At 36.7% G+C, this 26,762-nt stretch carries 22 protein-coding genes; 4 read left to right on the top strand and 18 right to left on the bottom strand.

Translation table 11 applies throughout. The annotated features are described in order from the left end of the window. Positions 1–311 precede the first annotated feature (311 nt). The 4 genes from IIF7_RS18130 to IIF7_RS18115 form a co-directional block, all read right to left on the bottom strand. A complete protein-coding gene (locus IIF7_RS18130) occupies positions 312–905 on the bottom strand; it encodes a phosphatase PAP2 family protein (RefSeq protein WP_084843098.1) in 594 nt (197 codons plus the stop codon). Positions 906–1,022: 117 nt separating this feature from the next. Continuing rightward, positions 1,023–2,672, bottom strand: a complete 1,650-nt coding sequence (locus tag IIF7_RS18125; RefSeq protein ID WP_084843097.1) for an ArnT family glycosyltransferase — start codon at positions 2,670–2,672, stop codon at positions 1,023–1,025. A gap of 69 nt (positions 2,673–2,741) precedes the next feature. Beyond that, positions 2,742–3,371, bottom strand: coding sequence for a lipid-A-disaccharide synthase N-terminal domain-containing protein (locus tag IIF7_RS18120; RefSeq protein ID WP_084843096.1), 630 nt, complete (start codon positions 3,369–3,371; stop codon positions 2,742–2,744). Beyond that, positions 3,368–4,081 carry a glycosyltransferase gene (locus tag IIF7_RS18115; protein ID WP_084843095.1) on the bottom strand — a complete coding sequence of 238 codons (714 nt, stop codon included), beginning with the start codon at positions 4,079–4,081 and terminating at the stop codon, positions 3,368–3,370. Before IIF7_RS18115 ends, IIF7_RS18120 begins: the two co-directional genes overlap by 4 nt. A gap of 149 nt (positions 4,082–4,230) precedes the next feature. Between IIF7_RS18115 and IIF7_RS18110 the strand changes: the two genes are divergently transcribed. After that, the gene (locus IIF7_RS18110) at positions 4,231–5,190 is read left to right on the top strand and encodes an NAD-dependent epimerase/dehydratase family protein (protein ID WP_084843094.1); all 960 of its coding nucleotides are present in this window, start codon (positions 4,231–4,233) and stop codon (positions 5,188–5,190) included. A gap of 35 nt (positions 5,191–5,225) precedes the next feature. Here IIF7_RS18110 and IIF7_RS18105 read toward each other — a convergent pair whose 3' ends face one another. From IIF7_RS18105 to IIF7_RS18045, 14 genes are all read right to left on the bottom strand, one after another. Further along, positions 5,226–5,678, bottom strand: a complete 453-nt coding sequence (locus tag IIF7_RS18105; RefSeq protein ID WP_084843093.1) for a PepSY-like domain-containing protein — start codon at positions 5,676–5,678, stop codon at positions 5,226–5,228. 195 nt (positions 5,679–5,873) lie between these two features. Beyond that, positions 5,874–8,303 carry an outer membrane beta-barrel family protein gene (locus tag IIF7_RS18100; RefSeq protein WP_084843092.1) on the bottom strand — a complete coding sequence of 810 codons (2,430 nt, stop codon included), beginning with the start codon at positions 8,301–8,303 and terminating at the stop codon, positions 5,874–5,876. A gap of 65 nt (positions 8,304–8,368) precedes the next feature. After that, positions 8,369–9,583: a sensor histidine kinase gene (locus tag IIF7_RS18095; RefSeq protein ID WP_449489474.1), complete on the bottom strand. Its 1,215-nt coding sequence runs from the start codon at positions 9,581–9,583 to the stop codon at positions 8,369–8,371. 76 nt (positions 9,584–9,659) lie between these two features. Continuing rightward, on the bottom strand, positions 9,660–10,334 hold the full coding sequence (locus tag IIF7_RS18090) for a response regulator transcription factor (RefSeq protein WP_084843090.1): 675 nt from the start codon (positions 10,332–10,334) through the stop codon (positions 9,660–9,662). Between the two features lie 527 nt (positions 10,335–10,861). Next, entirely contained in the window at positions 10,862–11,029 is a 168-nt protein-coding gene (locus IIF7_RS20900) for a hypothetical protein (RefSeq protein WP_176218997.1), read from the bottom strand. 9 nt (positions 11,030–11,038) lie between these two features. Beyond that, a complete protein-coding gene (locus IIF7_RS18085) occupies positions 11,039–13,003 on the bottom strand; it encodes a heavy metal translocating P-type ATPase (protein WP_139801357.1) in 1,965 nt (654 codons plus the stop codon). 10 nt (positions 13,004–13,013) lie between these two features. Further along, positions 13,014–13,910 (bottom strand): cation diffusion facilitator family transporter, encoded by an 897-nt coding sequence (locus IIF7_RS18080; RefSeq protein WP_084843089.1) that lies wholly within the window; start codon positions 13,908–13,910, stop codon positions 13,014–13,016. A 2-nt stretch (positions 13,911–13,912) separates the two neighbouring features. Beyond that, positions 13,913–14,464 carry a methyltransferase family protein gene (locus IIF7_RS18075; protein WP_176218996.1) on the bottom strand — a complete coding sequence of 184 codons (552 nt, stop codon included), beginning with the start codon at positions 14,462–14,464 and terminating at the stop codon, positions 13,913–13,915. Between the two features lie 122 nt (positions 14,465–14,586). Further along, on the bottom strand, positions 14,587–15,003 hold the full coding sequence (locus tag IIF7_RS18070; protein ID WP_084843087.1) for a Fur family transcriptional regulator: 417 nt from the start codon (positions 15,001–15,003) through the stop codon (positions 14,587–14,589). Positions 15,004–15,014: 11 nt separating this feature from the next. Beyond that, positions 15,015–15,353, bottom strand: coding sequence for a P-II family nitrogen regulator (locus IIF7_RS18065; RefSeq protein WP_084843086.1), 339 nt, complete (start codon positions 15,351–15,353; stop codon positions 15,015–15,017). 97 nt (positions 15,354–15,450) lie between these two features. Next, positions 15,451–16,683, bottom strand: a complete 1,233-nt coding sequence (locus IIF7_RS18060; protein ID WP_084843085.1) for an efflux RND transporter periplasmic adaptor subunit — start codon at positions 16,681–16,683, stop codon at positions 15,451–15,453. Between the two features lie 11 nt (positions 16,684–16,694). After that, positions 16,695–21,158, bottom strand: a complete 4,464-nt coding sequence (locus IIF7_RS18055) for a CusA/CzcA family heavy metal efflux RND transporter (protein WP_084843084.1) — start codon at positions 21,156–21,158, stop codon at positions 16,695–16,697. 99 nt (positions 21,159–21,257) lie between these two features. Continuing rightward, entirely contained in the window at positions 21,258–21,569 is a 312-nt protein-coding gene (locus IIF7_RS21240) for a DUF6660 family protein (protein WP_386274655.1), read from the bottom strand. Between the two features lie 74 nt (positions 21,570–21,643). Then, entirely contained in the window at positions 21,644–22,975 is a 1,332-nt protein-coding gene (locus IIF7_RS18045; protein ID WP_008615736.1) for a tyrosine-type recombinase/integrase, read from the bottom strand. 857 nt (positions 22,976–23,832) lie between these two features. Here IIF7_RS18045 and IIF7_RS18040 point away from each other — a divergent pair. The 3 genes from IIF7_RS18040 (at position 23,833) to IIF7_RS18030 (ending at position 26,532) form a co-directional block, all read left to right on the top strand. After that, on the top strand, positions 23,833–24,294 hold the full coding sequence (locus IIF7_RS18040; RefSeq protein ID WP_084843083.1) for an FKBP-type peptidyl-prolyl cis-trans isomerase: 462 nt from the start codon (positions 23,833–23,835) through the stop codon (positions 24,292–24,294). Between the two features lie 310 nt (positions 24,295–24,604). After that, positions 24,605–25,492, top strand: a complete 888-nt coding sequence (locus IIF7_RS18035) for a carbon-nitrogen hydrolase (RefSeq protein WP_084843082.1) — start codon at positions 24,605–24,607, stop codon at positions 25,490–25,492. Positions 25,493–25,494: 2 nt separating this feature from the next. Continuing rightward, positions 25,495–26,532 (top strand): agmatine deiminase family protein, encoded by a 1,038-nt coding sequence (locus IIF7_RS18030; RefSeq protein ID WP_084843081.1) that lies wholly within the window; start codon positions 25,495–25,497, stop codon positions 26,530–26,532. Positions 26,533–26,762: the final 230 nt, after the last annotated feature.

Genomic DNA, 26,762 nt, shown 5'->3' with positions numbered 1-26,762 from the left:
TCTACAATTAGAATTCTCATAATTATTTCATTTGCTCATTTAAAAATACCTATCCTTTTTTAAAATTTAAGATAATAAGTAGATTTAATTCTTATTCGAACTAATATTCTAATACCTGACATCAAAAAATTTTCGAACAACTCTAAAGGAAAATTCTTGTATTTTCATAAGGGTCTAGATAAAGTTATGAATTACAAAAGATATTATTTAACACATGTGTTTTGGAAACTTATCAAATCTTTCCATCCATACATTTACATTGATTTCACGTATTTGGTTTATCTGTTATAAATTTTATTAATATAAATAAATTAAAATTTGTACCTGAAGCCTATTAGGTGATTCCCGTCAAAATAGTCATATGTAAGTTCCATATGTTCTTGGCTATATTCTGTAGTGAAAATCAAATTAGCCCCTAAGCCTATAGCTGCACCCGCAATAACATCTAATATATCGTGCTTTTTAGAGTCTATCCGACTGGCAGCGGTAAAACCTGCCAAAGCATAGGCTGGAATGCTATACTTAAATCCATAGCGGCGATGGATATACCCAGCACTATGAAAAACCGTAGAAGTATGACCCGAAGGAAATGAGTTATCGTTACTTCTATCTGGACGTTGTTTATTAATACCAAGCTTCAGACCATAGGTTACAGCTTTGGTCAACACTAATCCTTTAGTAAACTCCCAGGCTCCTTCATTATCTCCAATAATAAAGCTAGTACCTAAAGTTACAGCAGGTAGTGCTATTAATACAACATCCCCTATTTTCTGAACTGTACCTACTTGCGGTGTTGTTTCACTAGTATCTTGCGCAAACGTATATTGTGAAAACAAAAGCAGGCATAAAATGATAACTGCTACAATTGATGATTTTGATTTTATAGGTCGCAAATAATTGTACATTCAGTGTTATTAAAAATTAATTCTCATCCCATCGGCTCCGAGCCACAGTGACAAAGGTGATGTACTATTCTTTTTGAATGTTTAAGGAAATCTAAAGGGAATCTAAAGACACCTATTTTAGTTATAGTATAGTGTCCATTTTTCAAAATGTTTTTGATGATCAAAACTATCCTTAACGGCTTTAAATTTTTTATCTAAATCACGTTTATTTCTAACTAGAAGATAAGTTGATTGCTTTTTAGAAGTTTCCAACAGCTTATATAGCTCCGTTTTCTCATTTAAATCCCAAAGTCGTTCTTGATAAGCATTATTTTCTTCAAATTGAGTTTCCCTTTGGGTGGTGTTGCTTGAATATTTAAGGGTAATATGTTTATCATCTGTATAAAAAGGTATAGAACTAAGTAAATAATCATAGACGATAATAGTTTTGTCCTTTTCTTTAGAAACGTGGTCTATGAATTTCACCATATCCCTGGTGGAATTTATTATAGGAGTGTGATTTGTCATAAAAGAGGTCGAAATACTAATAATAACGCCCCCAAAAACCGCAGCTAATACGGCCGGTTTATAATCCTTGGTAGTATCAATAGCGTAATAAATTACCCCAAAAACAATAAGAGAAATAAATGCAATTATTAGAGTTTTTACAGATATATATTCCATTTCCGATATATACACCCTACTAAAAAACAAACCTATTACTAGAGCTAAGATTAATCCGGCGTAGGTAATGTTGACTATATTTTTAGAAGCCTTGGAAATCTTGGGCAACATTGCTGCAATACTTATCGCTATCATCCAAAACACTGGTAAGATATACAGTATCAATTTGGTACTAAATGCAGAAAATAAAAAAACTAAAATGGTACTTGCATATATTAGTACTTTGGTTTCCTTCTGCTTTGGAAAAAGAGATTTTAAATTTTTTAAATGAGGAAGTAGTGACAAACACCAAGGTAATAGTAGACCAAGCAAAATTGGCAAGTAATACCAGAATGGTTTCGACCTTTCACTATACGCATTTCCTGTGATTCTTCCCAGAATTTGTTTGTGAATAAAATAATCCCAAATTTTAGGATGCTCTACAATTATTGCTATATACCAACTTACACTTACCGAAAAACATAATAAAAAACCAATAATATGATGAAGAGTCATCTTTATGCTGCCTTTGTAGAGCAATTTTCTGATGATAATGTAGGTCAGAATAAACAATAAGGCTACAGGTCCCTTGGTCAATAATGCAATACCTATCAGTGTATAAAACAGATAAAGAAATCCTATTTTGGTTTTATCTTCATACACCTGCCAACAATATACAGAACCTATAACTAACGTAGTCAGAAACGCATCAGTAGTTAGGTTTCGACTTGAAATTAAAACTATTGGAAATGAAAAATAAATCAATCCGGCCATAAAGGCAATACGCTTATCCTTATAGAGTAAATTTGCTAGACGATAAACTAATACTAACTGAATAACTATAGCTATCTGGAGAAAAAAACGAGCACCAAACTCATTAACCCCAAAAATACGATAGCCCAAAGTAGTAATGTAATAGGTAATGGGCGGTTTATGAAAATGGAATATACCGAGGAGTTTAGGATTTAAATAGTCTCCGCTTAAAAACATCTCACGACTTATTTCTGCATATCGTGCTTCACTGGTTTCAGCAAGGCCGTAATTTCCTAAGCCAACTATTAGAACAATCCAAACTATACATAGAAATAATAAATAATAGCGATCTATGATATTTTTTGACTTCACATTTTTATTTTATAAAAACAAATGTGAGAAGGAATTCTAATGAAATTCTTAATTGATTCTTAAGAAATTCTAAAGAAGCTTTTTTTCCTTTTTCAATAGCATAATATTTCTGGTGTAAAGAAAAATTCCTAAAAGGTGACCTGCCATTAATACCGGATCTTCACGAATTAATGCATATAGAAAGATAAGTATCGACCCCATCCAACTGAGTACCCAAAACCCTAAAGGTAAGACAGATTCTTTTCTTTTTTCACTATAAAACCACTGATATACAAAACGTAATGTAAATATAATCTGGGCGGTAATCCCAAGTACTAATAACCACAAGGGAATATTTTCATTATTAAACAACAAAGAGCGATCATAAATTTTGTTATTATAACCGATGTAAAGAATAATGAAAGGAAATACATATAAGAACCAACGTAAAATTTTAGGGAATTTAAACCACTGCTTTTGGAAATGCATATTACGTATGTAAATAAAATAGGTCAAAATCTGACCTAACATTATCGCAAAATCATTTCTTAAATAGCCATAAACAAATAATAGAAACGAGGCAATTAAACTTAATCGCCAAAAAAGTATTGGGGTTATTACGCGTTGATTCTTTTCAGATAGTGCCCATTGCAATATAGAACGTCCCGAAAATAAGATTTGAGCCGTAAATCCAATACCGTAGATCATCCAAACATTCACCCTTTATCCTCAGTTTTATATGAAATAAAGTTAGATTTCATCCATAGATAAGCAAAGCAATCTATTAGAGGTCCGAACAATCGATTTCTTAAACCAAATTTTGCTTTTCCGGCAATACGTGGGAAATGTTGCACAGGTACTTGTTTGACTTTTCCATTAAGTAAAAGAACCATTGCAGGGAGAAAACGATGCAGTCCCTTAAACATTGGAATGCTTTTAGCATAATCCGCTTTAATGATTTTAAGTGGGCAGCCAGTATCATCCATACCATCTTGTGTAAAACTACGACGTATACTATTAGCGACTAAAGAGGAAACTTTTTTAAGGAAAGCATCTTTTCTGTCAGAACGCACGCCTGTTACTAAATCATATGTATCAATGTAATCCAGCAATAAATTAAAGTCCATCGGACTTGTTTGTAGGTCGGAATCAATATAGCCGATTAATGTGCTTCCCACAGCATCAAATCCAGCTTTCAAAGCGGTGCTTAAACCATAATTTCGATCTAAACTAATATAGTGAAATGCAGGATTTCTTGAACATATCTTCTTAATGATACTTAAGCTTAAATCTTGGGAACCATCATCTACAAACAATACGGCTGTAGGTACTTTTGCACAGTTAAGATATTCCTGAAGTTCCTTTTCAACCCGTCCTAGATTTTCTTGTTCATTATACACGGGAACTACAATGCTAAGTGTATTATTCATTATTCAACTTAAAAAATAGACTTTAATAATTTGCAATAATAAACAAGGATTCTAAAGCAATTTTTAAGATTAGCCTGTTTTAAAAATATAGTCTCAAAGCCTTTTAAATCGAGGTTTTTATATGTATTTTTGGAAATAAAATTAAATAAATGAAAATATTAATAACTGGTATTGCCGGTTTTATTGGTTCACATCTTGCAGATAGATTACATCTATTAGGACACGAAATTTTAGGTATCGATAATTTTTCTGCATACTATAATATTGGCTTCAAAAAAGAAAATGCTCAACACTTAAAAAGTTTTGGTATCCAAATTATAGAAGATGATCTACGCTCTGAGGATTTTAAAAGTAAACTGCCCTTAAATCTGGACTATATCTTTCATTGTGCTGCTCAACCAGGTATTGCAAAAACTTCTACTTTTGAAGACTATCTATCAAACAATATCGTCGCTACGAATAATCTTATAAGTTTTGCGGAGCAATGCCCGAACCTAAAGTTTTTTATCAATATTGGTACGTCTTCAATTTATGGAGCTGAAGTAAGCTGTAGTGAAAATGAAGTGACTAAGCCAATCTCCAACTATGGAATAACCAAATTAGCCGCAGAACAATTGGTTTTACTACAATCGCGACGAGGGTTTTTTCAAGCCTGCTCGCTCCGCTTATATTCTGTATATGGTTCAAGAGAACGACCGGATAAAATGTTCAGCCAATTAATTGATTGTGCTATCAACAAAAAAGCCTTTCCATTATTTAAAGGAAGCCTTGAACATCAAAGAAGTTTTACTCATATTAAGGATATTATTGATGGTATCATTTCCGTCATTGGAAACGAAGAAAAATGTGATGGCCAGATCATTAACCTCGGAACTACTCAGGAATATTCAACGAAACAAGCAATAAAAATTGTTGAAGACTTATTATCAACCAGGATTCATATACAAGAGGAACCACCAAGACTTGGTGATCAGATACGAACGAAAGCAGTTATTGACAAAGCTCAATATTTATTGAATTATCACCCATCAATAGGACTTAGGGAAGGGGTATTAGAACAAATTAATTGGATGAAAAATAAAAACGACGAAAAAAAAATGTCCAAATAGTTTATTTGGACATTTCATTTCAATTTTAATAAAAATTAATCCCTCTCATCATCTTCTGATTCTTTATGGATGATCTTCCCATTAGAATCTATAGTTATCGCCATTTCACTCTTGCCTTTTTCTATTTCAAATTCGTAATTGATTCCGTGAACGGTCTCAGAAACTTCAGCCTCCTCAATTTTGTACCCAGAAAAACTAGCCTTAACTGAAGATATAATATGTTCCGGTATTTCATTCTCATCAACCTCATATTCAGTTTCCTGCCAGGTACCATCATCCAAAAAATTTGCTGAATATTCCTTCTTTTTGCGTTTAAATTCGGCTTCCCATTCATTTACTTCCTCCTTTTGCCAATTCACACGTTTCACTGTAGGAAACTTTTTCGAAAATGCATCTTTAACTACCGTTGGTACCTTATCTTTTTGAGTAAATGCAATACTGATTATACTTGTAAAAATCAATGTTATTCCTACAATCGCTTTTTTCATAATGATATCATTTTTAAGTTATACTATAAATGTATAGTAGGATTCTAAAGGGAGCTTTAAGGAATTCTAAGTATATTTATTTAAAAGCTTCTATGGTTTTTAATTTCATTATTTGTGAAAATATCCCTAGGTATAATTTTTTAAAAAATGAAAGACATAAATTAAATTTTCCAAATCATTCGATTATTTATAGTACTAAAATTTATAATTCAATTTTATCCTCACAATCTGTGTTTCATAATAGTTTTGATATAAGGCAGTAAAATCTTGTCCAATTACTTTTTGCCGTATCCCAAAACGGTTGAATAAATCTGTTGCGGATAAACTAAGCTCTCCTCTTTTACCCCATAATGATTTTTTAATTCCTAAATCAATTGAAGATCTTGAAAGTTCAGTTCCTTGGGGTATATTTTTATCAGAATACCAAAGACCGGTAACTTGTGCTTCCATTTTCCAAGGCAAAATGAAAGTATTGGTAATCTTAAAATCACCGGCAATATCGGAAGACTCCTCAATAAAAAATGGACGTTTAAATGGAAAGAGCAGTGTACCTTGAAATGCATCTATTTGATTTCTATAGATATTGAAACTTGAAGTCAACTTCCAATAATTGGTAATATCCTGACTGAACAAAACCTCAACACCAGTATTGGTACTTTGACCTGTGTTTTGATAAATTCTATTGACAATATTATAATCCGGATTGCTATCGTCAATACTGTAAATACGTTGGTAGGCACCATTGATCTCTCGATGATATATCGCCGAAAATAATGAACCAGCACCCCAAGAATATCTATGAGCAACTTCAAAACTATGGGTAAACTGTGGGCGAAGATAAGGATTCCCCACTTTCAGTAGTTCAGGGTCATCATATTTAGGGAAAATTCTTAACTTTGGTTCGCCAGGCCTATCCACACGACGATTATAAAAAGTCGAAATTTTATTTTTATCATTTAATTTATAGGTGAATCGAATACTTGGATACAATTCAAAATAATCATAATTATCATTTGAATTATAATAAACATTTACCGGATCAAGTTTATAGGAAACTTCAGTTTCTTCCAATCGTAAACCTGCTTCAAGGTCATAAAATTCTTTTTCAAGTAGGTAATTTCCATAAGCTGCATATAAGTTCTCACTCCATTTTGAAAAATCACCTAGATTTGGATATATAATCGATTGTTCTCCGCGCATAATCGTATAATCTACCGGTAATCGCCTAAATCTCCCTTTTACTCCTAATTCTATTCGCCCATTACTCAATGCTTGGGTATAATCTGTTGCTATACTGGTTGTATGTTCAATAGCCTTAATATTTGTCATATCCCGCCCCACTCTAACTATAGAACTGTCATTTAAGAAATAACTTTCATCTTCCAGCCCACGAGTATATTGCAGATTCGCCGATAAAGAATGACCTGCCCTGGAAAAATTATGTTTATAGACAACAGCAGTATTAATAGCGCTGGTCACTTCCTCTTCTTGCCAAGTGTACGACCTATTACGAAAATTGTCATTTAAATTAATAAAAGCCACTTGTGAGGTATCGATATGTTTCTCACGGTCTATCATCCCGGAAAAGGTAATGTGGTCGTTATCACTCATCTCATAATCTACTCCACCAGTAATAATACTTCTAAACTGTCTACGGTTTTCAGGGACTTGTGAAAGGATGGTACGACCATCATCATAAAATCGAGTTGTAAATTCGTTATTAGGCAACGCCTCTTGAATAATAAACTCTGTTTGAAGAAAATAATTAAGTTTTTCGGTTCTATAGTTGAAATTGAGACTTGGGATTAGTTTTGGATTTACGGAATAACTTCCAAAATCGGTAGGAGTGTCTTTCCTACGTTTAGAAAATGCCCCCAAACCAAATGATAATCCGGCATCACCATTAAAGCCTATCTCCTTTTCTTTTTTGTAAATGATATTTACAATCCCCGCAAATCCATTTGCATCATATTTAGCTGATGGATTGTTGATAATTTCAATGCGTTCGATGTTTGCCGCTGGAATGTTGGCTAAACCTTTTTGGTTACCAAAACCTGTAAGACTGGATTGCTTTCCATCAATAAGTACTACCACTTTGTCACTCCCACGGAGTACTACTTTTCCATCTTGGTCAAAAGCTACACCAGGCATCGTTTTCATCGCATCGAGTACAGAGCCACCCGACTGAGCAATAGTATTATTTAGGCTAAAAGATTTTTTATCAAGTCCAGAATTTACCGTAGCTCGCTCTGCGGTAATCATCACTTCCTGTAGGGATTCTGTTGTTTCTGACAATTGAATCTTTCCTAAATCAAAAATAGGATTTAGTCCACCGGCGATTATTTGCTTGGAATAGGTTTGAAAGCCCATAAATGATACTTCAACCTCATAATTTCCTATGGGTAATTCAGAAATAGCAAAAAATCCGGCTTCATCTGTAATGGTTCCCGTAATAGTTTTATGACTTTCTGAATCATTTACAGTAATCGTTACAAATGCTAAGGGCTGCTGTGCATCTCTATTTACAACTTGTCCGGTAATAGTTATTTTCTCCTGAGCGTTTGCAAATGAGCTGATAAGGACAAGAAATAAAAAATGTATAAGCTTGTTTTTAGATAGGTTCATTGTTAAGTTTTTTATAAAACTAATGAAGCTTTCTAAAGAAACTTTAAAGTAATTTCGTAGTGTTTTTAATCTTTATAAGCGGAAAAGTCTATCTGGAAGATATGTCTACCCCTGTTTTTTTTTGAATAATGTACGGTTTCAAAAGAATACGTAGGTACAAAATGATAATAGTCGCAAATTTTCTTTACTATTGAAAGCCCTAACCCTGTTGATTCTTTTTGTCTGCTTTCTTTATAAAATCGCTCAAAAACCTGGTCTGGTCGAGACAACATTTCTTCTCCAGCATTGATTACCTGAAGCTTTCTATCAAAGATTTTTATATCTATACTTTGGTTATTGAAATTATGCTTTACTGCATTTGATAATAAATTATTGCAAAGTACCGTAGCTAATGAAAAATCCATTTTTACATTTATCGTAGCATTTTCTTCAATCAGGAAATCAATAGAGAAAAGTTCTTTGAAGTTTAAGACAGTATCATTAATCAGCTTATTGAGGGATATTACTTCATTGGTCGTAAACTGATCATTTTCAATCTTAGCTAAGAGAATAAGTTTTTTATTAAGTTGTTTTAAACGTGAAATATCAGACTGTAAAGAAGAAAATTGATGGAATTGTGTTTCATTAATTTCTCCATCATTGATAACAGTATCTATCTTAGCCTGCATAATAGCTAATGGAGTCTGCATTTCGTGAGAAACGTCTTCAGTAAATTGCTTTAAATTTTTATAATCTGTTTGAATTTTAGAGGTTAAAATCTTCAATTCTTTATGAAGTTCGTGAAATTCCAAGACTTCAGAATCTACCAATTGAAGTGGTTTGTCAGATCGAACGGAAAAATTTTTAAGTTTTGTGAGATTGGTAAAGAAAGGTTTCCAAAGTTTTTCATTACGAGATTTGTTTAAATAGAAAAGGAAAATAAATGCTAGAAATATGATAGTGAAAAATGTAAATACAATAGCATATAAAATATCTTCTGATTCAATAATCATTGCACGAACAGTAATTTTGTAATTCGTACCATTAATTATCTTAGTCCCTGATAGTTGACGAAAAAGTTCAATTTCATTCTGGGATGGATCGTAAATTAACGTATCTTGAAGTTGTTCTGCTTCTTGATGTTGGACTTTCTTTACCTGTAATATAGATTCAAAATCAATAAATTCTCCCTCTTGAGCAAGAATACGTTCAATTCGAGCCTTATTGGAATAAAGCTCCTCCTCTATTTCTTTTTCCAACAATATTTTTGTGTAGAAATAGAGTGCTACCCCAGAAATCATCATTATGATCGTACTAGAGATTAGAAAAGTTTTCGACGCTTTTCTTAAAAGTGGGGTTTTATTTTCTACTGGTGAATTAATCTGCTATAAATTTATAACCGCTACCATAAGCAGTTTGGATATACTTGGCACCTTCCTTTGTTAATTTCTTTCGTAAATTATTGATATGAACATAAATGAAATCAAAATTATCAAGTAAGTCACTATCATCACCCCATAGATGTTCTGCTATAATAGCCTTAGAGAGAACGCGCCCCTGATTAGTAATAAAAAATAATAAGAGATCATATTCTTTGCGCGTGAGCGAAATAGGCTTATCGTTGACATAAGCACTACGAGCTAGTGTATCTAAACGAATCTCTTGAAAAGTGATTGAATCATCTCCCCCAAATTGCCCTCGACGCAATACCGCCTTAATCCGAGAATTGAGTTCCGCCAAATGAAAAGGTTTTGTAATATAATCATCCGCCCCTAAATCCAGTCCTTCCAGTTTATTATCTAATGAATTATTTGCTGATATAATAATTACCCCGCATTTTCGCTTCTGCTTTTTTAATCTTTTAAGTAAATCAAGGCCACTTCCAGTAACTAAATTAATATCAAGTACCACTAAATCATACTCATATAGCTCCAACTTTTCAGAAGCTTCCAAATAATCGGAAGCAGTTTCACAAATATTGGCATCACTGTTTAAATATTTAGCAATGGAAAATTGTAGATCTTTTTCGTCCTCTGCAATTAGATACTTCATATTTTAAAAATATAAATAAAAATAAAGCAAAATTCTAAAGAGATTTTAAAGTGTTTAAAAATTAATAACTTCATCAAGTGCATCATCCGCATCTCGGTGAATAAAATTAGCTTGATAATTCAAAGTATTCCAAATATTTGTCATTTTATGCTTTCATCCTGAATTTTTTATATACAAAATTATCTATTTTAATAATTTTAAATTTTTCATCTTAGTGTTGAATTTGCTTTGATCTAAATTTTAAATCAATTTACTGCAATGATTTTTTCTAATCATAGCAATATAATTCTCAACATTAGATTTAAAACACAAAAGCTTTTGCTATAAATCTTTAATTTAAATAAGAAATATTAATTACAAAATTCTTCGTGATAAGGGTATCACCTGCAAATTCAATAATCCTTCGTCGAGACGGTTACCATTAATTATTTTTTTGGTTTTTCATAATACAATCCCTTAATTGTATCGCCTGATATTAGAATGTGTTTGATTTTATAAACTTTTTTAATTTGAAACCCTTGGTTTGCTCAATGCTTTTGAATATTCCCTTTCAGCATAAAAAAATAGAGCAGAAAGGCAGCAATAACCAAGAGAACAAGGGCAATAATGCCTTTTGTTTTATCTTTTTTTGAGATTTTGTTCTTAGCTGGTTTTTGAACTTTTTTCTTCCTTCTATTTCTTCTACTTTGAGACATCCTGCTATACTATTTCCAATTCATTTTCTGTAAACGTATCGCATTTAGAATGGCCAAAAAGGCCACACCGACATCTGCAAATACGGCCTCCCACATAGTCGCCATTCCGAAAGCACCTAAGACCATAACGGCAATTTTAACACCAAATGCCAAAACGATATTCTGCCAGACGATTTTTCTTGTGGATCGGCCAATCTTAATGGCCCGGGCAATTTTAGAAGGCTGGTCGGTCTGGATAATCACATCTGCGGTCTCAATGGCCACATCACTTCCTAAGCCCCCCATTGCCATACCTACATCGCTGGTCGCCAGTACAGGGGCATCGTTGATACCATCGCCGATAAAAGCCACCGTAGTGGCGGTTTCTTTTTGAAGTCGCTCCACTTCGTTGAGCTTATCTTCGGGCAACAATCCACCCTTAGCAGTATCCACGCCCATTTCCCTACCAACTTCTTTGGTAATGCAATCCTTGTCCCCAGAAAGCATTATGATTCTCGATATCCCCGCTTTACGGATTTGTTCGATTGCTTCGTGGGCATCTTCCTTCAATTCATCGGCAATGGTTACGTAGCCTGCAAATTGACCATCTATGGCAACTATTACAATAGATTCTACGATGCTTTCAGTTTCTTTGGGAACACTGATATTGTTTGATGTCATTAGTACCTCATTACCCACTAAAACAGTTTTACCGTTTACGGTGCCTTTCAAGCCTTTTCCGGCAATCTCGGATACTTCAGAAGCTTCAAAATCCGCACCTTCGGCCTTATATTCCAATATCGCCTGGGCAATGGGATGGGTGGACTGTTCTTCCATCGCCATCAGATATTTCATAAATTCCGCTTCCGGGAAAGCATCATTATTGACAACATCCTTGATTTTAAACACGCCCTTAGTAACCGTTCCGGTCTTATCCATTATCACCGTGTTTACTTTAGTCATCGCATCAAGGAAAGATGCTCCCTTGAACAATATTCCATTTCGGGATGCGGCACCAAGGCCGCCGAAATAGCCCAATGGAATTGAAACGACCAGGGCGCAGGGACAAGAAATAACAAGGAAAATCAAGGCACGGTACAACCAATCTTCAAAGATGTAATTATCGACAAATAGATAGGGTAAAAATGTCAGTCCAATTGCAAGGAATACCACGATGGGGGTGTACACCCTCGCAAACTTTCTGATGAACAGTTCCGTTTTTGATTTGCGGGCAGTAGCGTTCTGTACCAGATCAAGGATACGGGCAATGGAACTGTCCTTGAATTCCTTGGTGGTCTCGATTTCAATAACGCCATCGAGGTTGATGCTTCCGGCAAAAACCTTATCTCCTTTTGTAATGGTATCGGGTTTGCTTTCGCCGGTAATGGCAGCAGTATTGAGCGAAGCTTTTTCGGACAACAATTTACCATCCAAAGGGATTTTCTCGCCCACACGTACCTGAATTTTTTCGCCGACCTTGACCGTTTCGGGGTTGACGGAAACAAAATCGTTTTTTCGATATACCAAAGTTTCATTGGGACGCACATCCAAAAGAGCCTTTATATTACCCTTCGCTTTTTTAACCGCAGCACTTTGGAAAAGTTCGCCGACAGCGTAAAAAAGCATCACGGCCACGCCCTCGGGATATTCGCCTATGGCAAATGCCCCTAATGTGGCGATGGACATTAATAGGAATTCGGTAAAATAATCGCCGTTTTTTATACTTTTCCAGCCTTCAATAATAACGGGAAACCCAACAGGAATATAGGCTACAACGTACCAAATTAATCGAACCCAACCCTTGAAAAATGGGAAGGCATCGAAAAAATCAACGGCAATACCCGCAATCAGCATTACAAAGCTGAAAATAGCGGGGAGGTAAGTTCTAAATTTTGATACCTTTTCCGTACTACTGTGGTTATGGCCATCATCGTGGCTGTGTTCGCCAGAATGTTTCCGAGTATCGATATCCCTAAGATTTTGTTTTTTCTTCATCTTGATTTTATTATTCCAGACCTTGATAGGGTTTATATTCTTTGTCCCCAAATTCTTTTTCGATTTGCAGGGTGGTATGTGTTATTTCATATTTTTCGTGCAATTGTTCCCGGATATCATAGATAAACTGATCCTCGTGCCCATCGGGAACGACCAGATGGGTAGAAAGTGCCGTTTCCGTTGTACTCATAGCCCAGATATGCAGATCGTGTACTTCTTCGACCCCTTCTATATCCATTAAGAACTTTTCCACTTCATCAATGTCGATGTTTTTGGGAACTGCATCGATGGCTATTTTTACGGAATCCCTAAGAAGTCCCCAGGCACTGTATAAAATGACCAGTACAATGACCAAGCTAAGCGCAGGGTCTATCCACGTTAAGCCCGTGTATTTAATGGCCAGACCGCCAAGCAGCACTCCTAAGGTTACCCCGGCATCGGCAGCCATATGTAAAAATGCCCCGCGAATGTTCAGATCGCCTTTTGAACCTTTCCAAAATAGGAAAGCGGTACCGGTGTTTACTACTAGGCCAATGGCCGCAACAATCATTACGAGATTGCCGGAAATTCCTGCCGGATCCTGAAATTTTTGGATGGCGTCCCACGCAATCAATCCGGCCGCGGCAATAATGATGACGCCATTGATCATCGAGGCTAGAATGGTCGTTTTTCGTAAGCCATAGGTATATCGTTTTGAAGGCCTTTTTGTGGCTATTTTAATAGCCGCCCACGCCAGTATAAGGCTGAAAACATCGCTCGCGTTGTGGCCCGCATCCGCCAAGAGCGCGGAAGAATTTGCCACAAATCCGTAGTAGAGTTCGACTGCTACATAAATAGTGTTTAAGGCTATGCCTATCCCAAAGGCTTTTCCGTAGTTCTGTGAACCGTGTGAATGATGGTGTGCCATAATTAAATAAATCGAGTTATATGATTATAGTATTCAATATATTCTACTCCATATCTCTCTTTTAGCCAATCTTCTTCTGGAAAAGGCATAAATAGGAAACCTATACAAGCCAAAATTGAAGGAACAAAAAGCATTGAGGAATTAGTAAATAGTGTAGATCCTATAAGAATGAGAATATCACCGATATATTGGAGATTTAGACTACACCTGTAAGGACCTATGATTATAAATTTATTTTCTATTCCTAATGTATTACGTGCTCCCATTAAAGCAATGGCCCAACAGGTTATGCTAGTTCCTAAAATAAAATGTGGCAATCCCAAATAATAGCGTACTTTATTATTCAATATCCAAGAGTTAAAATCTTCAATTGCAATTAAGAATAGACCTATAAAAATTGTTATTATTACTAACCACGTGATCCAAAAATTAAAAGTTTTCCAGGATTTAGGAGGCCAGATCTTTTTTTTTGGAAAACCTATTGACCAGCTTAAAAGAACTAATACTCCCATCTCACAAAAGAGTGTTGTTTTTGAAATAATTTCTAAGTCCATAATGATATTTTTTAAAGTTTTCATTTACTTTTTAGCCTCATCTTATTTTTAATTTTTCCTTAGATTTAAGTTTTTATTTTTTTTGTTATTAAAAAAAATCAGCTTTGGCAATGTGACTAAATTTATTCTCCACTACATTTTTCACATATACCTTTAACGACCAAGTTGACATTTTCGGCCATATAACCCTCCGGCAAGTTGATATGTGGTATCTTATGATCGGTCAAGCAAACCGTCTCATCACAGTTGGTACAATGGAAATGAATGTGCAAATCCTGATCTAGCTCACAATTGCATCCGGTTTCACAAAGAGCATATTTGGGTATACCGGTACCATCATCTATTTGATGAACAATTCCATTGGTCTCGAACGTTTTTATGGTTCTGGATAGCGTAGCTCTATCCGATTTCACAAAGGCTTGCTCTATTTCGGTCAAGGCAATGGCCCTTTCTTTTTTGGCCATAAACTTATAAATCAGGATGCGTATCGCCGTAGGCCGCACATTATGCTTGATCAAAAGCGTTTCGATTTCACTCATATTTCAGTATTTTACTTCCAGGCTTGCTTTATAGATTTTCCGGTCTTGATCTGGAAAGCATCATCTACATTGGAAATGTAGATGATTCCATCACCGGGGGTAGGTGTTTTTCCATTTTCAATAATAATATCAATGGTATTTTTCGCTTCTTCGTTTTGACACACCAGTTCCAGTTTGATCACCGGACTATCTGTAACGTAAAAATTGAGAGACGGGGAGGTCCCTTTTGCCTTAAAAGCCCCTGTACCCTCACCTTGTGAGACCGTCATACTTTTAAATCCGGCATCGCTCAGTGCCTTAATGGTTTTCTGTACCCTATTGGGTTTTATAAATGCTGTTATCTCTTTCATTTTTTCTAAATTTATTTTCTTTTAAGAAAACAGGGCTTGCTAAAATATTAACTAACTAATTGTTAAACAGTATTTTACAGGTCAGACTCATAAAATTTTAGTGTCCGTGTTCTGTTTCTCCTTTTTTCATTTCTGAGATCAGGTAATAGGCCTTGTTCCACACTACCATTTGCCCTTTTCCCAGTGGCTGTAGCAACTTTATTTCTATCCAGCCGTCATCTGCCTGACCAGTTACGACTTTTAAGGGGCTCAACGCCCATTCTTCTTCGTCATTTTCGGTTACATTTTTAGCTGTAAAAATATAAGGCTCGCCATCCTCGGTAATCACAGCCTCTTCGGGGAGCGCGGTTACCTTGTTTTTAGAAGTGGCTATTTTTGCCGTAAGGTACATCCCTGGAAAGAGGTTGCCCTCTCTGTTCTCGATCTCTGCGTGTACGTGTACCGCTTTGGGGTTCTGTTCAAATGTTTTTCCTACCGAATAGATTTTTGCGCTCAGATCGGATTCCAGAAGGGATTCTATATTGAATTCCACCGTTTGTCCTTCCTTTATTTTGCTCACATCCTTTTCATAAACCATTAGGTCGGCGTGAATATGTTCGGTATTTACGATCTCGAACATCTCAGTCTGTTGTTGCACAAACTGCCCGACTTTGATATTCACTTTTTCTACATAGCCGTCTATGGGACTAACAACGGGGACTTGATTATAGACCTTTCCATTTCGCAACTGATCCAGATTTAAACGAAGTAATTGAAGTTGTGATTCAAGTCCGTTGACCATCCCCTTCATACTATTGTAATCCGATTCGGTTTCCTGGAATTTCCTGCCGGAAGCCACTTCTGCTTCATATAGGCGTTTTTGACGATTATATTCCTTTTCCAAAAAGTTCATCCTGTTGTAGGCGCTCGTGTAATCGGTCTGTAACTTGACCAGATCCGGGTGGCTCAAATATCCCAACACACTTCCTTTGCTTACCTTATCTCCCTCAATGACCTTTATGCTGGTCACATTTGCGCCAATGATCGCGGTAATTGCCGCCTCATTTTGAGGCGGTACTTCCAACTGCCCGTTGGCTTCCACCAGTCCGGTTAAGCTTTTAGTGGGCAGACTATCTACTTTCAATTCCATCGCCTCAAACTTTTGTTGCGATAGGTGCAGTTTTTTGCTCCCTAGGCCCGCGTTTCCTTCTTGATGCTCGCCACCATTTTCGGCAGAAGCTGTTTCATTATGCTCTTCGTGCCCGCTTTCAGCAGTTTTTTCCTCTTTACAGGAACTTAAACTGAATATGACCAAGGCTGCGTAAAAAATCGGTTTTATATAGAAATTCATAGCTTTAATATTTATTGTTTTGCGGAATTGAGGAAAAATTCCAGTTCGTATTTTGATCTCAGATAATTGTTAAGTGCGTCCCAGGACTTGTTCTGTATGCCGATGGCGTCGCGTACGGTTTGCAGAAATGTGGTATAATCAATACCCCCCTCTTTATAGGCAAAAACCGCCCCGTCCCGTTGCTCTTTGGCAAGCGGAAGTGCTTCCTGTTCATAGTACTGCCAAGATTCCAGCCATTTTAGATAGTCCTGTTGCAGGTCTTGATATTTTGAATTGACCTGAAGCTGTTTTTCCCTGAAATTTTGCTCCGCAATCTGGGTCTGTATTTTGGCCGACTGAGACTGTCCCAATTCCGGCCCGAAAAAGAGCGGAATGGAAATCCCGACCTGAAAATTGAAAAATCCGTCCTGTCCCGCAATTTTCTGCCGCCCATATTGTGCGTTGAACTTTGGGAAAAACGCTTTGGTACTGAGATTATGCTCGGCATCGGAAACCTCGATCTGCCGCTCATAGTATTGCAGCATTGGATGGCTCGTAATCGAATCTTTGCGCTGCAATATAGGCGTGTCCATTTCATCTACACCTGCATCAGCAACGGTGTAAGGCGTATCGCTTACCAACCAAAGGTTCAGTTTTTGCAGATTGCCCAAATAATCCCGATAGACTTGCATTTTCTGAAGGCTTACCTGCCGGGCCTGATTGGTGGCCGCCAAATATTCCAGCTTCGAGGAGGCCTCTGTCTCATAACGCAACCGTGCCGCCCGTTCAAAATCGCTAAAAATGGAATCGAGTTCCATATACAATTGGTACTTGCGTTTAGAGGTGTAGGCATCGCCCCAGGCCTTGCTCACTTCCCGTTCCACTTGAAGGGAGGTAAGATCGAGTGCCGTTTCACTTAGCGCAATTTTCTCATTTTGCAGCTTATTTTTGGCACCGATACTGAACACATCGATATTTTGCTGCTGCACCCCAATGGTAGTGTAAATACCTTCATCGCCATTGCGACTATCCGGCAACTCTTCGCCACCGGTAAAAATTTGGGTCGTTCCCAAATCCCAAACGGTTTTTTTAAGGACTTCCTGGTTTTCGATTTTCAGTTGTGCCGCCTTCAATTTGGGATAGTTGGCTTGCGCTTTTTCTACTGCATCCTTTAAAGAAATTGGGGTAAAGCCTTTTTCGACTTTCAGGATGTCCTGCCGGGGTGTATTTTGTTGGAGGTTATCCTGTGTTTGTGCAGTTGCACTTGCCGGGATGGCGAATGATCCAAGACCCAATAAAACGGTAATCAATGCAGGGTTTATGGCAACTTTGCCTGATTTTCCGTTATTGTTTTTCCCGGTTTTCTCCACAAAACTGTACAAAATGGGAACAACGATCAGCGTAAGCAAGGTTGCGGTTATCAATCCGCCAATAACCACCGTGGCCAAAGGTCGCTGTACCGAAGCACCCGCTCCGTGGGAAAGTGCCATCGGAAAAAAGCCCATTATCGCGGCCAAAGCCGTCAATAAAATGGGACGGATCCGTTCCTGTGTCCCTATTAAAATACGTTCCTGTATATCCATAACCCCTTCTTCTTTTAATGAATTCAACCTACTGATAAGTACCAGTCCGTTTAATACCGCAACGCCGAAAAGGACAATAAATCCAACTCCTGCCGAGATACTAAAGGGCATCCCACGGACGGCCAAGGCGAAAATGCCACCTATCGCAGCTAAAGGTACAGCCATATAAATCATTATAGATTGGGAGAAAGAGCCCAAGGCGAAGTACAGTAACATAAATATGAGGGCCAGCGCAATGGGAACTACAATTGTTAAACGATCTTTAGCGCGTTGCAGGTTTTCAAAAGCACCTCCATATTCAATATGGTAGCCTGGCGGCAGGTCTAATTGTGCGTCCATTTTGGTCTGGATATCATTTACCATTGATTCCACATCGCGACCCCGCACGTTTACCCCTACATATATTCTTCGGGAAGTATTGTCCCGGGAGATTTGCATCGGCCCTGGCTGATAACTGATATCGGCCACTTCCTTAATGGGAATCTGATTTCCGCCTGGCAAATCGATCAACAGGTTTCTCAGGTTATCAATATCCTGGCGGTGTTCTTCATCCAATCGCACCACCATATCAAAACGTTTTTCGCCTTCAAAAATTACGCCTGCGGTACCTCCCGCAAAAGCGGTACTTACGTACTGGTTAAGTTTTTGAATGTTCAGACCATATTGTGCAACCTTTCTTCGGTTAAACCGAACGGTCATTTGTGGTAATCCCGAGGTGGCCTCCAGGTTCACATCTCCTGCACCGGGAACCGTTTTAATGATTTGAGCCATTTTTGCGGCCTTTTCGGAAAGCAAATCCAGATCTTCACCATACAGTTTGATGGCCACGTCTTCTCGAACGCCGGTAAGCAGTTCGTTAAATCGCAGTTCCACGGGCTGACTAAAAACGAAGTTGACACCAGGTACGACTGATAATTTTTCCTTAATTTTTTCAATTAATTCCTCTTTTGTCTCTGCGGAAGTCCAATTATCCTTGTTCTTGTCCAGGATAATATAGGTGTCGGCAATATCCATCGGCATCGGGTCAGTCGGGATATCGGCTACACCAATTCGTGCAACCATTGTTTCCACTTCTGGAAAATTATCAAGGACGATATTCTCGATTTTTTTGGAGGTTTCAATGGATTCGCTTAGGGAACTTCCCGGCCTTAACAAGGCTTGCATCGCAATATCGCCTTCATCAATACTAGGGATAAACTCTCCACCCATTTTACTGAAAGTAAATCCGGCACCCACAAGTAATAATACCGCTATCACCAATACGATAATACGATGGTTCAAAGATTTTAAGATCACCGGCTGATAGCCATTATTTATTCGGTTCATCATTCCATTGCTGAAACCAGAAATTTTATCCTCTACTTTATGGAACCAGTTCTTCTTTTTTGTAACCGGTTTCATTGTAAGCGAAGTAATCATCGGCACATAGGTTAGGCAAAGGATAATGGCACCGAGTACGGCAAATCCGAAGGTAAAAGCCATCGGGCGGAACATTTTTCCTTCAATCCCTGTCAAGAATAAAATAGGGGTAAATACGATCAGGATGATGATCTGTCCAAAGAAGGCCGAATTCATTACCGTACTACTCGCATCATAGACTACTTCGTCCATTTGTGGCTGGTCGAAATTTTGTTTACCGGCCTTGATGCGTTTTTCGATTTCGTGAACCGTTCCTTCGACAATAATAACGGCCCCGTCAACGATAATCCCGAAGTCGATTGCCCCGAGGGACATCAGGTTGGCCCAGACCCCAAAAGCTTTCATCAAAATAAAGGCAAACAGCAGGGAAAGCGGAATTAATGAAGCGGTAACCAAGCCTCCACGGAAACTACCGAGGAGCAACATCAATACAAAAATGACGATAAGTGCCCCTTCAATCAGGTTTTTCTCGATAGTGGCCGTAGTCCTTCCTATAAGCTCACTTCGATCTAAAAAAGGAACGATCTTAAGTCCTTCCGGTAGCGATTTCTGCACTTCTTGTATTCGGTCTCTTACCGTATTGACTACCGAATTAGGGTTGTCGCCCCGTAGCATCAGCACCATACCTCCCACAGCTTCGTGACCATCTTGGGTAAAGGCTCCGTAGCGCACCTGATTTCCAAAATGCACATTTTCGGCCACGTCTTTTACCAAAATGGGCAGGCCATTTTCGTTTCTGATTACAATCTGCCTAATATCGTCCAACGAACGAGCCAGGCCTTCACCACGGATAAAATTGGCCATCTTGTTTTTTTCAATATAGGCACCACCTGTATTTACATTGTTTTCTTGTAGGGCATCGAAGACTTCCGTCATTGTCACATCCATTGCGTTCAGCTTGGCGGGATCGATAGCGATCTCATATTGCTTGATCTTTCCTCCAAAGGCATTGACTTCCACAACACCTTCCGTTAGGGCCAATTGGCGTTTTACGATCCAGTCCTGTATGGTTCGCAGTTCGGTAGGGGAATATTTGTCCTCGTAGCCTTCCTCAGCTTTCAAGGTGTATTGATAGATTTCCCCCAATCCGGTAGTAATAGGTCCCATTCCGGGACTGCCGAACTGTTCGGGGATCTCGGACTTGACCTCATTGAGTTTTTCCGCAACCAATTGACGGGGCAGGTACGTGCCCATATCTTCTTTGAAAACAATGGTCACCACCGAAAGCCCAAAACGAGAAACGGATCGAATTTCGCTAACGCCCGGCAGATTGGCCATCGCCAACTCTACGGGATAGGTTACAAATTGCTCGATGTCTTCAGTGGCCAGGTTGGGCGACTGGGTGATAACCTGTACCTGATTATTGGTAATGTCGGGCTGTGCACCCAAATTAATGGTGGACATTGAATACAGACCTACTCCTATTAGGGTAAGTACCAATAGTCCAACGATAAGCTTGTTCCGAATGGAAAAAGCGATGATTTTATTAATCATAAAAGTTGAAGATTTAATTCAGTTTTTGAAATGTAAAAAAGTGGCCAGAGGAATCTTGACCTGTCAAAAAGGATATAGCTATCCTATAAAAAAGCTGAATTAAACCCTGGGAGGATCTAAAAGGGATGAAATAGGCTCTTCGCCCAAACTTTCAAAATGAAGAAAAACCTTAGATGATATTTCTGTATTAATAGGTTTAAAATTCACTGAAGCAAATTCCACCGTATGTACGTGACAGCAATGGCAGGTACAGAAGGGGGGGCAAAGCTCAGAGGCACTATGGTTATGATCTAAATTATAAGTAGCCATTACCTCTGTTTGTGAATTATCGCAAAAAGCATCTGTATCAGAACAGGGAAACGCATTAAGCGTCAATACATAGAGAGCAAATATGAATGTTAATAATTTCACATTACAAAGATAACCAAATTGTGATGCACAGGGTGTGCAAAAGTCAATGATCAGCTTTGTAACTTCATTAGGTCTCAAAAATTAATAACACTATCCAAGGCATCATCCGCATCTCGGTGAATAAAATTGGCTTGATAATTCAAAGTGGTTTTTAAATCACTATGACGATAGAGCTTTTGTAACATTAATGGATGAATACGATCACCCGCTATATTACCAAAGCTATGCCTAGCGATGTGGTTAGATAAGTTCTTATCAATCTCACATTCTTTTGCAATTTGTTTTAGGCATTTATTAAAGACTTTAGTGACACTTTTCGTTCGTATATAGATTTGTTCAGCATCATTAGTATCCGTATTTCTAAGGAATGGAAAAACATAACCTTTATTAAGTTTTTTCTCTTTTTTATAATGTTCCAAAATTTTTTTTGCCTTCGCAGGAATTTTAAGGCTGAGTGCTTTTTCATTTTTATTCATTATATAATAAAGTCGATTATCTTTAAAATCCGACCATTTTATTTTCACAACATCAGAAATACGAATTCCGGCAAAATAAAAAGAAAATAACCATACATTATGAGTGTGCCAAATAGAACTATTTTTCTCCAACTTTAGTTTTTCTATTTTCTCGATCTCTTCCGTACTTAGCCCTATTTTATTACCAGAACCAATTCTAATTTTCTCCTTATCACCAGCAAAGGGATAAAATTTTCGCTCAATAATTCCTTCCTTAATAGCTAAATTGAAAAGAGTTCTAATTAAAATAAGTTGATTAGTAATAGTTCTGGTTTTTTGCCCTAAATAAGAATGACAAAATGTTTTATATTTATTAATGAAAACTTCATCAATATCCCGGAACGCTAGAGCCTTACTATTTCTAAAATAAGCAACACCATCTAACCAGCTATATTTGTTAAGTCTTGCCTCACTAATTCGGTGCAAGCGGCGCTCATTGATTGACTTAATAATGGCTGATTTATTCTTATTCCTTTTTAGATTTAAAAATTCCTCGAGGTTATAAAGAATAGATAGTTCAGCTTTAGCGACGGAAAATGTTCCTCTTTCATATTTTTCCATTATACGCTCTGCGGCTAGTTCAAAAAAGGATTTCTGTCCATAGGTTCCTTTTAACTTTTGCTTTACCTGCTTTGGGCTAACCTGATCTTTTGATTCAAAAAATATGTCATTCACTTCGCTCAATTTCTTCATTAAAAAATTGTTCAGCTTTTGTGAATTTGGATGACTTCTCTTTGCCTTTCCTGCCTTTTTATCCCAATCCTTCTCGAAAACATATTGACCAATCCACTTATAATTGGTTTTATAATTTTCACTAATTCTCAAAGCAAGAGGAATTCTACCATCCTTTCTCATCATATTCTTCCTTAAAACAATCTTGACATTGGCCATAATCTTTCATTAAAAATCTATATAAATATAAATAATCAATTTAAAAACTAGTACAGAATAAGTACAGAATAATTTGATTTTAACACTATTTGAATAAAACCATAAAATATGTAATTAACTGATAATCATATTTTTTAATATATTTTAGTTTGTTTCATATAGCTATTTGAATAGGTTCATAACCCGGAGGTCCCGAGTTCAAATCTCGGTCTCGCTACTAGGAAAATCAAAGCTTCACACTTCTGTGAAGCTTTTTCTTTTTATATCTAGTACAGAATTTTAGCTATTTCAAGTAAACTACCTCAGCAAATATCTAATAGTTATCCTTTTGAAAATCCTTTCATTATCGATAATCTCGTCAAAAAGGAAATACTTGCTTATTTATAGATGCTTATTAAAATCTAATAGGCTTTAATACCTCTTAATCCCTAAGTTAATTCTCTAAGTTTTGTTTTTACTTTTCAGAATAACCAAAGAAAGTAAACTCATAAAAAAAGGATATCTGAAATTGATCAAATATCCTTTAACTTTATATAGAAACGGTTAGTTAGTGAAATATAAGAGTTACCAAACACTTTACATTTTACTACGGGCTAAAGTACTACTATAGCACATACAACACCATACCCAATATTGGGTAATTTTAATAGTCCTTACCGAAGGAGAATAATTTAAATCCCAAAGTACTACCTAAAATTACTGTTAGATAGATTCCTTCCTATATTTCTTAACTTTTAGAAAGTTAGCTAACATTTTAAATAAGTTTTATCCTAAGAATATCAAATTTTATAAGCATTTTTGCCGCCATATTTTTCTAGCTTTAAAAGCTTATAGTATTTAACCTTTTATATTTTAAAATGAAAACTTTTTACCTAGCCCTATTCAGCTTATTTTTAATTTCCTGCGGAAACGATGACGAAAACCAGGTTGTAGATTACCAAGAAATAAACGAGCAGGAGATTCAAAACTACTTGGAAGTAAATAATCTTGAGGCTGAAAGAAGTAGTTCTGGCCTTTATTATATTATTGAAGAAGAAGGAACAGGAGCCCAGCCAACTACTAGCAGTCGCGTTACAGTAGCCTACAGAGGTTATTTTTTAAACGGAAATATTTTTGATCAAAGTAATGCTTCAGGTGCTACTTTTAGTTTACAACAGGTAATCCCGGGTTGGACAGAAGGGATCACTTATTTTAATGAAGGTGGCAGCGGCCAGCTTTTTATACCTGCTCATCTTGGATACGGTTCCTTTGATTATAGCGGTATCCCAGGTGGATCTGTTTTAATTTTTGATATCGAACTTCTGGATGTAGCTAATTAATTTTAGAGGAATTAAGCATTCAATTTCTATACTATCAAGGCCGAATCTTCTTTAGATTCGGCTTTTTTATTTCAATTAGCTTTTATGTTCTTCCGCAGCTAATATTTGATAAAAACCAATGTTGTTTTTTGATATTTTCGCTGGTTATTTCTAAACCTTTATTTTATATCTTTAGAAGTAAGTTTAAGCTTAAAAAATCAATTTCATAATAACCGAAATTGATTAAAAACAAGGAACATTTTTAAATTTAAAAATAGTACCAAAATTCATCGAATATCGAATTTTCAATTAGTTTTCATATAAAATATCTATGAGTAGAACGTATTCTATTGCTGTTATTCAACTAAACCTAAATGATAATGCTGCCAATAATCTTGCAAAATGTACAGATTGGGTTAAAAAAGCGGCAAAAGAAGGAGCTCAGGTAATTTGTTTGCCAGAGTTATATAGCAGCCACTATTTTTGCCAAAGTGAAGATGTAGATAATTTTGCATTGGCCGAGCCTCTTTATAGCACCTCTTTTACCGCCTTTAGTAATTTGGCTAAAGAATTGGGAGTAGTGATTATCGTTCCGTTTTTTGAAAAAAGAATGGCGGGAGTTTACCACAATAGTGCTTATATTATCGATAATGACGGATCTGAGGCCGGACTTTACAGAAAGATGCATATTCCAGACGATCCTCATTTTTACGAAAAATTCTATTTTACTCCGGGTGATCTTGGCTTTAAAACCATTTCTACCAATATTGGACAAATTGGAACATTAATTTGTTGGGATCAATGGTATCCTGAAGCTGCAAGACTAACCGCATTACAAGGTGCTGAAGTTTTATTTTACCCAACCGCTATAGGTTGGCATCCTTCTGAAAAAGATAAATATGGCGATAATCAATACGGCGCTTGGATGAATGTAATGAAAGGTCATGCTGTTGCTAACGGAACTTATGTAGCTGCTGCAAATAGAATTGGTCTCGAAAAATATGTACCTAATACAAATGGAATAGAATTTTGGGGAGCTTCTTTTATTGCCGGCCCACAAGGAGAAATCCTGGCGCAGGCTTCTCACGATAAAGAAGAGATTTTAATTGCTGAAGTAGACTTAGATCATCAGGAAAATGTTAGACAAAACTGGCCATTTTTTAGAGACCGAAGAATCGATTTTTATGGCAATATTACCAAAAGAGCGATCGATAAATAATTATGAAAGCTGCACGTAGATTTCCAGCAGAATGGGAAAAACAAAAAGGCATCCTACTTTGTTTTCCTGAAAATGGTAATGACTGGCCAGGAAAATATCACGCCATTCAATGGGCATTTGTAGAGTTTATTAAAAAAGTAGCGACTTACGAAACGGTTTATCTTGTGGTTGCTAATCATAAACTTCAGGATAAAGTTCTTGATATGCTAGAAAGAACCCACGTAAATCTTGAAAATGTTCAGTTTATTATCCAAAAAACCAATAGAAGCTGGATGCGCGACTCTGGCCCAATAATCGTTGAATCTACAGATAATAAACCTGAAGCTATCAATTTCAATTTTAACGGTTGGGCGAAGTACAAAAATTACCGCCTAGATAAAGCAATACCAGCAGTGATTTCACAAACTTTAGATATCCCTTTAACCGTCGCAAAATATAAAGGTAAACCTGTAATCTTAGAAGGTGGCGCAATAGATTCTAACGGAAAAGGTACAATTTTAACTTCTGAAGAATGTTTGCTTCATCCTAGTGTTCAGGTAAGAAATCCCGGCTTCACCAAAAACGATTACGAGGCAGTTTTTAAAGAATATCTTGGAGTTTCTAATATTATTTGGCTTGGTAACGGAATTTTAGGTGACGACACCCACGGGCATATCGACGATCTTTGCCGCTTTGTAAATCCAGACACCATTATTACCGTAGTAGAATCTAATAAAAAGGATGAGAATTATAAGGCTTTAAAAGATAACCTGGACCGCTTGAAAAAAGCAAAGCTGGAAAATGGAAAAACACCAAATATTGTAGAATTACCCATGCCACAAAAGCTGGTGTTTGAAGATCTACGTTTACCCGCAAGTTATGCTAATTTCTTAATCATTAACGGAGCTGTTTTAGTACCAACATTTAATGATCCCAACGATAGGATTGCATTAAATATCATCGCAGATTGTTTTCCTAATCGAGAAGTTATTGGCCTTAGCGCTATAGATCTTATTTGGGGATTTGGAACCCTGCACTGTCTTAGTCAGCAACTATTTTAAAAAGAAGAAGATAGATTTTCAATAGTCACGCAATTTAAGTTGGTAGTAAGCTGAAAAACTACGCAAAAACTATGTCGATGAAGCTGATAAATTTTGTACGGAAGACTGAACTTCCGACAAAAATTGAACTTGAAAATAAAATTAAAGACTAAGGTTACGATTTTGAATTCTTAACTGATTTTGAAAAGTTAGATCATCTAAATCAAATTGATTCCATAGAATGTCGACTA

Origin of the sequence: Zunongwangia atlantica 22II14-10F7 (assembly GCF_002094855.1) — a bacterium.
Taxonomy (GTDB): domain Bacteria; phylum Bacteroidota; class Bacteroidia; order Flavobacteriales; family Flavobacteriaceae; genus Zunongwangia; species Zunongwangia atlantica.
Note: the sequence above shows the minus strand (reverse complement) of the source record. Positions and strands in the feature narration are given on the sequence as shown.